At 59.2% G+C, this 9912-nt stretch carries 8 protein-coding genes and 1 pseudogene; 5 read left to right on the forward strand and 4 right to left on the reverse strand.

Annotated features, from left to right (window positions below; translation table 11 throughout):
- Nucleotides 1-152 precede the first annotated feature (152 nt).
- Nucleotides 153-572 (reverse strand): cupin domain-containing protein, encoded by a 420-nt coding sequence (locus QZ268_RS03845; protein WP_295448276.1) that lies wholly within the window; start codon nt 570-572, stop codon nt 153-155.
- A gap of 53 nt (nt 573-625) precedes the next feature.
- Between QZ268_RS03845 and QZ268_RS03850 the strand changes: the two genes are divergently transcribed.
- Nucleotides 626-2044: a protein adenylyltransferase SelO gene (locus QZ268_RS03850; protein WP_295448250.1), complete on the forward strand. Its 1419-nt coding sequence runs from the start codon at nt 626-628 to the stop codon at nt 2042-2044.
- 401 nt (nt 2045-2445) lie between these two features.
- Here the strand turns inward: QZ268_RS03850 and QZ268_RS03855 are convergent, their stop codons facing one another.
- Nucleotides 2446-3759, reverse strand: a complete 1314-nt coding sequence (locus QZ268_RS03855) for a DEAD/DEAH box helicase (protein ID WP_295448253.1) — start codon at nt 3757-3759, stop codon at nt 2446-2448.
- Between the two features lie 360 nt (nt 3760-4119).
- Between QZ268_RS03855 and QZ268_RS03860 the strand changes: the two genes are divergently transcribed.
- The 4 genes from QZ268_RS03860 to QZ268_RS03875 all read left to right on the forward strand — a co-directional run bounded on the left by QZ268_RS03860 (nt 4120) and on the right by QZ268_RS03875 (nt 7604).
- Nucleotides 4120-4539 (forward strand): Fur family transcriptional regulator, encoded by a 420-nt coding sequence (locus tag QZ268_RS03860; protein ID WP_295448256.1) that lies wholly within the window; start codon nt 4120-4122, stop codon nt 4537-4539.
- A 237-nt stretch (nt 4540-4776) separates the two neighbouring features.
- Nucleotides 4777-5715 carry a DMT family transporter gene (locus QZ268_RS03865; RefSeq protein ID WP_295448259.1) on the forward strand — a complete coding sequence of 313 codons (939 nt, stop codon included), beginning with the start codon at nt 4777-4779 and terminating at the stop codon, nt 5713-5715.
- A gap of 181 nt (nt 5716-5896) precedes the next feature.
- Nucleotides 5897-7174, forward strand: coding sequence for a phosphopyruvate hydratase (gene eno, locus QZ268_RS03870; protein ID WP_295448262.1), 1278 nt, complete (start codon nt 5897-5899; stop codon nt 7172-7174).
- A gap of 10 nt (nt 7175-7184) precedes the next feature.
- Nucleotides 7185-7604 carry a cupin domain-containing protein gene (locus tag QZ268_RS03875; RefSeq protein ID WP_295448264.1) on the forward strand — a complete coding sequence of 140 codons (420 nt, stop codon included), beginning with the start codon at nt 7185-7187 and terminating at the stop codon, nt 7602-7604.
- A 3-nt stretch (nt 7605-7607) separates the two neighbouring features.
- Here the strand turns inward: QZ268_RS03875 and QZ268_RS03880 are convergent, their stop codons facing one another.
- Nucleotides 7608-7883 carry a hypothetical protein gene (locus QZ268_RS03880; protein ID WP_295448267.1) on the reverse strand — a complete coding sequence of 92 codons (276 nt, stop codon included), beginning with the start codon at nt 7881-7883 and terminating at the stop codon, nt 7608-7610.
- 245 nt (nt 7884-8128) lie between these two features.
- Nucleotides 8129-9912: pseudogene (locus QZ268_RS03885) on the reverse strand (vitamin B12-dependent ribonucleotide reductase); the annotation flags it as partial.

Genomic DNA, 9912 nt, shown 5'->3' on the forward strand with positions numbered 1-9912 from the left:
ACCCCAATTTGACCCTGACGTGTTAAAGGAGAGGAAGCGAACGGGCCGCATCTTTGGCCAATAGGGATCACCCTTTTGTTGCAGGATGAACGCGCGACTGCCTGACACAGGGCTGCGTGCTTGCTCCGGCGGTCCCTGGTGCGCAACTGGCGTTATTTTTTGGGGATGTCAAAACCAGGTGCGGCCAGCTCAAAACCCTCAAACTGGAAACCCGGCGACACGGTGCAGCTGACCAGAGTGTAGTCGCCAGTGCTGCGGGCGGCCTGCCAGTGGCCTTCGGGGACGATGAGTTGGGGCTGCCCTACAGTGAGATCCGGGGTGAGCAGATGCTCTGTGGCGGGGCCCGCGTCGGTTGCGGAGAGCGACAGGATTAGCGGCGCTCCGGAATGGTAAAGCCAGATTTCACTGGCATCGACCCGGTGCCAGTGGCTTGCTTCATCGCCACTCAGCAGGAAATAGATGCAGGTACCGCTGGGGCGGCCCTCATTTTCGGCCACCCAGGTTTGACGATACCACCCGCCTTCGGGGTGGCGGGAAAGTTGCAGTTTTGTAATGATTTCATCCGCAGTCATCGTGGCAGCACCTTCACACTGGTATTCTTGTATCTGAGACATATCTTGAGGTCATGGTTTTGCACATCCCCTTTGACAATACATATGCCCAGCTGGGGCCCGGCTTCTATAGCAGGCAGCAGCCCACGCCAGTGGCCGCACCACAGCTGATTGCCTTTAACCAGACCCTGGCTGACCTGTTGCAGGTTCAGGCGGGCGAACTTGTGGAAATGGCCGAGATCTTTGCCGGCAATCAAATGCCAGCAGGGGCGGATCCCCTGGCGCAGGCCTATGCAGGCCACCAGTTTGGCAATTTCAACCCTCAGCTTGGGGATGGCCGCGCGGTGCTGCTGGGCGAAGTGGTCGGCGCGGAGGGCAGGCGCTATGATCTGCAGCTCAAAGGCGCGGGGCGTACACCCTTTTCCCGTCAGGGGGATGGCCGGGCCTGGTTGGGGCCGGTGCTGCGCGAATATGTGGTCTCGGAAGCGATGCATGCCTTGGGCATCCCCACCACCCGCGCCTTGGCGGCTGTCGCCACAGGTGAGACCGTGTGGCGCGAAGGCGGGATGCCCGGCGCGGTACTGACACGCGTTGCCGCCAGCCATTTGCGGGTGGGGACCTTTCAGTTCTTTGCTGCGCGAGGGGAGACCACAGCGCTGCGGCAGCTGACGGAGTATACCATCAAGCGCCACTACCCGCAGGCCGAGGGGCCGCTGGGGCTTTTGCGTGCGGTGCGGGATGCCCAGGCCGAGCTGATTGCCGCTTGGATGTCGGTTGGCTTTATTCACGGGGTGATGAACACCGACAACTGTAGCATTTCAGGTGAGACCATCGACTACGGCCCCTGTGCCTTCATGGATACCTACCGGGCCGAGCAGGTGTTTTCCTCGATCGACCGGGGGGGGCGCTACGCCTATGCCAACCAGCCTAGTATCGCAGTCTGGAACCTGGCACAGCTGGCCACCGCCCTGATCCAGCAACTGGACGACCCGCAAGAGGCGGTGGAAGAGGCCACAGCGATTATTCACGCCATGCCCTCCTTGATCGAAGTCGCGTGGCTGCGCTTGTTCCGGCGCAAAATTGGTCTTGAGACCGTAGCGCCGCAGGATTTGGAACTGATTTCGGACCTGTTGCAGCTGATGGGAGAAGGCCAGGCGGATTTTACCAATACCTTCCGTGCTTTGGCTGAGGGAACCGCGGCAGATCACTTTCGTGATCCCAAGGCGTTTGCCCCTTGGCAGGCCCGCTGGATGCAGCGGCGGCAACAGGAACAAGATCCGCAGGCCATAATGCGGGCCAGTAACCCGGTCTATATCCCGCGCAATCACCGGATCGAAGAAATGATCACCGCTGCGGTGGCAGGGGACTTCACGCTGTTTGAGCGCTTGGGGACAGTGCTGCAGCAGCCATTCACCGAGCAGTCAGGGGCAGAGGATCTGCGCCGGCCTCCGGCTGCGCATGAGGTGGTCACAGCCACCTTTTGCGGCACCTGATAGCAGCTGAGCCACCTCGCTTGGGAGCTTGGCTGGGCAGAGGTCAGAATTCAGGTCAAGGTAGCGCTCCCGCCCGTCGTCGAGCTTATGAATAAGCTCTCCTCCCGTTGGGGGTGGCGCCGTGCCAAAGGCACGGCGCCACCCCCAACTGCTCCTGTTGCATCTTGATGCAATGGGAGTGGGCGGGAGCATTTGGAGTCTGGGGACTTGCGCGGACCTCGCGCTTGCATAGACCGCGCGCTGACATCAAAGGGTCGGAGCTGGGCTCACCATTGCGGGTGCAGATTGCTGTCAAAAAGAAATGGCGCCCTGCGGGAAGCAGAGCGCCATTGGCGATATGAAATTGGCTGTCAGCGCCCTCTGGGCTTTCGCAACCTGAACTGACCGCAGGATGAGGCTTCTTAGCGGGCCTGACGGCGTCGGTTACCTGCACCACCGCCTGCGCCTGCGCCGGACCCATTGGCGGACCCACCGGGTTTACCACCGCCCTGGGACTGGCCGCGACCACCACCGCCACGGCGACGGTTGCCGCCTGGTTTGCCACCGGGGCGACCACCACGCGCGGGGCTGGCGCCGGGAACTGGCTCCCATGGGCTGCCGGAGGCGGTTGGAATGGTGATTTTCATCACCTTCTGGATCGCTTTCAGCTCTTCCATCTCATCGGGGGCACAGAAAGCAACGGCCTGGCCGTCCTTGCCAGCGCGTGCTGTCCGGCCGATCCGGTGCACATAGGCATCGGGCACATTGGGCAGCTCGTAGTTGTAGACATATTTGACATCGGGGATGTCCAGGCCACGGGCCGCAACATCCGTTGCAACCAAGACCTTGATCTGGCCTGATTTAAAGGCTGCCAATGCGCGCTCGCGCTGGCCCTGGCTTTTGTTGCCATGGATGGCGGCTGCGGCAAAGCCGGATTTCTCCAGCACTTTCATCAGCTTTTCCATACCGTGTTTGGTGCGGCCAAAGACCAGCGTGCGCTCATCTTTGTGCTCGGTCAGCAATTCCTTCAGCAGGCTCAGCTTTTCCGCCTTGGCGATGAAATGCACCGATTGCGTCACCTTGGCTGCGGGCTTGCCCGGAGGGGAGACTTCGATGCGCACAGGACGGTTGAGATAGGAGTTGGCAATCTCGTTCATCTGCTTGGGCATCGTGGCCGAAAACAGCATGGTCTGGCGCTCTTCGGGCAGCAGAGCAGAAATTTTGCGGAGCGCATGGATAAAGCCGAGGTCCAGCATCTGGTCGGCTTCGTCCAGCACCAGGAAATCGCAGGAGCCTAGATCCAGCGCCTTGCGGTCCAGGATATCGAGCAGGCGGCCAGGGGTAGCCACCAGAATGTCGGTGCCGCGGGAGATCCGCTGGATCTGCGGGTTGATCGAAACACCGCCGACCACCAGGCCGATTTTCATCGGGGTGCCTTCGGTCAGGTCTTTCAGGGTGGCGGCAATCTGGTTGGCCAGTTCGCGGGTGGGCGCCAGCACCAGGCCGCGCACGGTATGGGCGGCAGGTTTGCGGCCATAGTCCAGCATGCGGGCGATCAAGGGCACGCCAAAGGCAGCTGTTTTACCGGTGCCGGTCTGGGCCAGACCCAGCACGTCTTCGCCGTTCAGGGCGTGGGGAATGGCGCGGGCCTGGATCGGGGTTGGCTCTTTCAGACCCATATCGGCCAGACGGGCCAGAACAAGATCGGGCAGGCCCATTGTCGAAAATTCAGTCACGTATCGTCCTTTCGCGGCTCAATGCCCATGGCACGAACCGTGTCGACCAGTCGCAGAATGCGCTGGCTTTTGGTGGGGCAAAGCCCTCAAACGGGCGCAGACGAATGCCTGGCCGCTGGGATTTGCAAGTGCCCCACGCGTGATTTTGGGAACCTTGGCACTTCACTAGACACCGGATTTGTCGCACATGTGTTGCGCGTCCGGGCTGTCTCTGCTCACGCGGCAGGGAAGGATGCCTGTGCATCACATGGGCGGTTATGTGGATAAAGTCAATGGCGCGTTCTGATGGAAATTGGTTTTCGTCGGCGCACGGATTGACTACATAGAGAACCCAGACCAGTGGACGGAAAGCAAAACGTGATGACAATTATCGCTCGATGTGAGGCCAAGGGCCTGCGGATGACCGGCCAGCGTCGGGTGATTGCCCGTGCTCTGCAGGACAGTGCCGACCACCCGGATGTCGAAGCGCTTTATGCCCGGGCCAGCGCGCTGGATAGCGGGATTTCTCTTGCCACGGTTTATCGTACGGTCAAACTGTTCGAAGAAGCCGGGATTCTGGACAGGTTGGAGTTTGGCGATGGCCGTGCCCGTTACGAGGATGCAGACCGGGAGCATCACGACCATCTGATTGATATCAATACCGGTGAAGTGATCGAATTCTGTGATCCCGACATCGAAGCGCTGCAGGAACGCATCGCGGCCAAACTGGGATATCAGCTCAAAGGTCACAAGCTGGAGCTCTATGGGGTGCCTCTGAAGAAAACCGCACCCTCTGAGTGATCCTCAAGAAGGTGGGCCTTCAAGGGGAGACCTCAAGGGAAGCGGGATCGACTTGGCGGGACGTGATTTTCATTTAACCTATCAACGATTGTGAAGTCTAAACCCACAAACTGTTGTGTTTCATGTCGTAAATTGACTTGCGATGGGGCGGGTTGACCACCATTCCCTGACCAGGTGCTGCATTGGTCCGGTGACAAACGGCAGGCAAAGCAGCGCCCATTTTTCGGAGGGCCTGGCGTGAACAATCTAAACGGAATTCTCTTTATCCTTGCGGCCATGGCCGCATTTACCCTGGAAGATATGTTCATCAAGCGGCTATCGGGGGACGTTCCTGTGGGGCAGATCCTGATGTTGCTGGGCCTTGGTTCCGGTACGGTCTTTGCGGCGGCGGCTGTGTACCGGGGCGACAATCTTTTTGCGCCCGCGGCTTGGCGCGGGGCGGCAATCCTTCGCACCCTTTCAGAGGCCGTGGGCGCCGTGGCCTTTGCCACTGCGCTGTCTTTGGTCGATATTTCCACGGTTGCTGCGGTGTTTCAGGCGCTGCCCCTGGTTATCACCATGGGGGCTGCGTTGTTCCTGGGGGAGCAGGTTGGCTGGCGGCGCTGGAGCGCGATCTGTGTGGGCTTTGTCGGGGTCTTGATGATTGTACGCCCTGGGCTGGCAGGTTTTAACCCTTCGGTGATTCTGGTGCTGGTGGCGGTTCTGGCTATTGCTGCAAGGGATCTGCTGACCCGTATGGTCGATAGCTCTGTCTCGTCAGCGGTTGTCAGCTTTCAGGCCTTTGCCTCGGTGATCGTGGCTGGTGGGCTGTTGCTGGTCTCTACCGGCGCAGAGCCAACCGGGCTGGATGGGCGTCAGGTGGGGATGATGCTGGGGGGGATCGTCTTTGGCGTTGCGGGCTATTACGCCATCGTAACCGCAACCCGCATTGGGGATGCATCCGCGATCACGCCATTTCGCTACAGCAGGCTGTTGTTTTCCATTCTGGTAGGGGTGCTGGTCTTTGGTGAACGTCCTGATGCCATGACCCTGGGCGGGGCTGCGCTGATCATTGTTTCTGGTCTTTATACCTTTGTGCGGGAACGGCGCTTGGCCCGCGAACAGGTCCGGGAGCAGGCGCGCCTGCTCCGTGCGGGCTCTGTGGTGTCAGCAACACCCGGATCAACCGGCGTCTAGTCCTCGCATCAGGCCAAAGTCTGCAAGCGCCAGAAACGACATCGATACCGGTGGCGCAAACAGCGATATGTTAGCCCTAACCTCGTGAAATAAACGCCGTTATCGATAACGACCGCTGTTTACATTTGCCCCCTGGCTGCTATGACGCAGGCATCTTTTGTTGCAGTCAAGGACCGTCCAAATGAGCACAATTATCGACATTCACGCCCGCGAAATCCTCGACAGCCGGGGCAACCCCACGGTTGAGGTCGATGTGATCCTGGAAGACGGCACCATGGGCCGCGCGGCAGTGCCATCAGGGGCCTCAACCGGCGCCCATGAAGCGGTGGAAAAACGCGACGGCGATGCATCGCGCTACATGGGCAAAGGCGTGTTGGAGGCGGTCGATGCGGTCAACGGCGAAATCGCTGAAACCATCGTCGGTTTCGACGCGCTGGAACAGGTGGCCATCGACATGGCAATGATCGAGCTTGACGGCACCGCAAACAAATCCCGCCTCGGGGCCAACGCCATATTGGGTGTCTCTCTGGCCGTGGCCAAAGCCGCCGCCGAATTTTCCGGCCAACCGCTCTACCGCTACATCGGCGGCACATCCGCGCGGGTTTTACCGGTGCCGATGATGAACATCATCAACGGCGGCGAACACGCCGACAACCCGATCGATATTCAAGAATTCATGATCATGCCGGTGGCAGCAACCAACATCCGCGAGGCAATCCGCATGGGTGCCGAGGTGTTCCACACCTTGAAAAAAGAACTTTCCGCCGCAGGCCACAACACCGGTATCGGCGATGAAGGCGGCTTTGCGCCCAACCTAAGCTCCACCCGTGACGCACTTGATTTCATTATGAAATCCATCGAAAAAGCAGGCTACAAACCGGGCCGCGACATCTACCTTGCTCTCGATTGCGCCGCGACCGAATACTATAAAGATGGCAAATACGAGATGAAAGGCGAAGGCAAATCACTGACCTCCGCCCAGAACGCAGATTACCTTGCTGGGCTGGCCGCCGACTACCCGATCATCTCGATTGAGGACGGCATGTCCGAGGACGACTGGGACGGCTGGAAGCTGCTGACCGACAAGATCGGCGATAAGATCCAGCTTGTCGGCGACGATCTTTTTGTCACGAACCCCGCCCGCCTCGCCGACGGTATCGCCAAAGGCTCGGCCAATTCCATGCTGGTCAAAGTCAACCAGATCGGCACGCTCACAGAGACCCTGCAAGCCGTCGACATGGCGCACCGCGCACGCTTCACCAACGTGATGTCGCACCGCTCGGGCGAAACCGAAGACGCCACAATCGCCGACCTCGCGGTGGCCACCAACTGCGGCCAAATCAAAACCGGCTCGCTGTCGCGCTCCGACCGTCTGGCCAAATACAACCAGTTGATCCGCATCGAAGAAATGCTTGGCGAAACCGCAATCTACGCAGGACGCTCGATCTTAAAGGGATAATCGGCCCGAAATGACCGCCGACGAGATCATCGCACAGCTCAAACTAGCCCCCCATCCCGAGGGGGGCTATTACCGCCAGACATGGGTCGCCCAAAACGACGGGCGCCCCTGCGGCACCTGCATCTATTTCCTGCTCAAAGACGGCGCTGCCAGCCACTGGCACCACGTCGATGCCGTTGAGATCTGGCACTACTACGCAGGCGCGCCGCTGATCCTGTCGATGTCAGCCTCTGACGCTGGCCCCGCCACCGATTACACCCTCGGGCCCGACCTTGCCCACGACCAGCAGCCGCAACGCATCGTGCCCACCGGCCATTGGCAAGCCGCCCGCACCACAGGTGCATGGACACTTGTCGGCTGCACCGTCTCGCCCGGCTTCGCCTTTTCCGGCTTCACCCTTGCAGCGCCGGATTTCGACATTCCGCGCTAGGCCCTATTCCTCGTCGTCGGGCACACGCCCGAAGCGCGCCAGAAAGACAGGCGCGCTCACCTCGCCACTGCCGGGGTCTTCGCGGATCATGTAGGCATCAGCCCCGACACAGCTTCCATTGCGGTTTTCGCGTTCCGCACGATCCTCGGCCTGCGCCGCACTGGTATATTGCAACAACTTGTCAACCTTCAAACTGCCCTGCCCGCCGCGGCCCTTGACCTCGACATATGTCTGGCAAATATAATGTATCTTTTCAGCAGCTTCATCGGCGTTGTTCATATTTCACCTTAACCCAAGTTACAGAACAAAATAGGAACAATCTTACATCTTGGCAAGCGCTAACCACTTGTCCATCAAATGATGTGACAAAAAAGGGGCCCCCGAAGGGACCCCGTTAGTTTTGCTGATCGGGCTCGTGATTATACCGCTCGTCGTTTTTTGCCTGTGGCCCGATCTGCACCAAAGATGAACGCATCCACCTTGGGACTGTGAAAGGCGCGCGGTCTCCCCCGCGCCCTATTCCTTTAACTACACCCCGACGTGCCGCCGCATGTGTTGCACTTCATGCATGTGCCGTTACGCACCAGTGTGTAGTTGCCGCATTCGCCACAAGGATCCCCCTCATAGCCCTGCATCTTGGCCTTGTCGCGCAGCGATATGCCCGTAGCCGCCGTGGTGCCTGACGAAAGCGAGGTCTCGGGCTTGACCGCCACCGCAACATCGCCAACCGCCGCGGCGATCTCGCCCACTTGCGCCGTCATGCCACCCTGCAAAAGGGTCAACTCCTGCGGCATCCGCTTACGCAAATACCCCGTCGAGCTGATCTGGCGCAGCACCTCCAGCGACCGGTTTGATGCAGCCTCCGATGGCGACACAACATTGGCCACACCCTCCATCTCGCCACGTCCAATATCGTCGAACGCAGCGCCCTCGGGCTTTACATGGGCCAGATCGGTGCGATCCAGATATGACACCGCCAATTCGCGGAAGATATAATCCAAAATCGACGTCGCATTCTTGATGCTGTCGTTGCCCTGCACCATGCCCGCAGGCTCGAATTTGGTGAATGTAAAGGCATCGACGAACTCTTCCAGCGGCACACCGTATTGCAGACCCACCGACACGGCGATGGCAAAGTTGTTCATCATCGCGCGGAAGCCTGCACCCTCTTTGTGCATGTCGATGAAGATCTCGCCAAGCTGGCCACCCTCATACTCGCCGGTGCGCAAGTAAACCTTGTGACCACCCACAATCGCCTTCTGGGTATAGCCCTTGCGACGCTGCGGCATCTTCTCGCGCTCACGGTTGCGGATCTCTTTGACGATGATCTTCTCGACGATCTTCTCGGCCAGAACGCGGGCCTTCTCGTGTTGGTTGCCGCTCTCTAAGATGTCCGCCGCATCGTCATCATCTTCAACCAAAGACGCCGCAAGTGGTTGGGACAGTTTTGATCCATCGCGATACAGCGCATTGGCCTTCACACCCAAAGACCACGACAACTCATAGGCCTTCTGGCAGTCCTCGATTGTCGCATCATTGGGCATGTTGATCGTCTTGGAGATTGCCCCAGAGATAAACGACTGCGCCGCGGCCATCATATGGATATGGCTGTCAACGCTCAGATAACGCTTACCTTTTTTACCGCAGGCATTGGCGCAATCAAACACGCTATAATGCTCTTCTTTCAAATGCGGCGCACCCTCAAGTGTCATCGTGCCACAAACATGGTCGTTCGCCGCCTCGATATCGCGCTTGGAAAATCCAAGATGACGCAGCAAATCAAACGTCGGATCATTCAGTTTCAGGGTCGGAATACCCAGCGTCTTGGTGCAGAATTCCTCGCCCAGCGTCCACTGGTTGAACACAAACCGGATATCAAACGCGGCCTTCAACGCGCCTTCGATCTTGTCAATCTCAGCCTGCCCGAAACCATGGCCAATCAGCGACGTATGGTTGATCGCAGGCGCCTGCCCGATTGATCCGTGACCAACAGCATAGGCGATGATCTCTTCAATATGCGCAGAGCCATAGCCCAGCGTTTCCAAAGCCGCCGGCACCGACTGGTTGATGATCTTGAAGTACCCGCCGCCGGCCAGTTTTTTGAATTTCACCAGTGCAAAGTCAGGCTCGATACCGGTGGTATCGCAATCCATGACCAGACCAATGGTTCCGGTCGGCGCGATCACGGAAACCTGCGCGTTACGATAACCGTGCTTTTTGCCAAGGGCGAACGCCTCGTCCCAGGCTTCGGTCGCGATTGCAACCAGTCGCTGGTCCGGGCAGTTCTTGTGGTCCAGCGGCAATGGCT

The sequence above is a fragment of the uncultured Pseudophaeobacter sp. genome (assembly GCA_905479575.1).
Taxonomy (GTDB): Bacteria; Pseudomonadota; Alphaproteobacteria; order Rhodobacterales; family Rhodobacteraceae; genus Pseudophaeobacter.